Here is a 438-nt window from a genome sequence, read left to right on the forward strand (position 1 = left end):
CGCCTCCACCGACCGCTGCGAACCCCTCGTCCTCGGCCCCCAGTTCGGCGCCCACGGCGCCACCGCCGCCGACATCTCCGTCGCCTTCGTCGCCCGGGCGGCGGTGGACAACGGGGATCTGATGCCGACCCGCCGGCGACGCGTCGCGGTGCGCGGCACGCGGGGGATCGGGCCGGCGGACATGCTCCGCAACGCCCGCACCGGGCGGGTCGACGTGCACGCGCAGACCGGGCTGGTCTCCCTCGACGGCGAGCCGCTCTGCTCCGAGCCCGCCGACTCCGTCTCCCTCAACCGGCTCTACTTCCTGTAGTCGAGTGCCGGGAACGCCGAAGCCTCCGAGCCTTTTTCGATAGGGAGGGTCTGGGTTTCCTGGCCCAGAGCGTGAAGTAAGGAGGCAGGAAGAAAGGCGGAAACCAGCGGGGGGGGGGGACACACAGT

General features: G+C 71.7%; 1 pseudogene. It reads left to right on the plus strand.

Going from position 1 to position 438, the window contains the following annotated elements:
• Nucleotides 1–310 (plus strand): annotated as a pseudogene (locus ACZ5WK_RS38925) (urease subunit alpha); the annotation flags it as partial.
• Nucleotides 311–438 lie beyond the last annotated feature (128 nt).

This window comes from Kitasatospora sp. NPDC032757 (assembly GCF_055579305.1).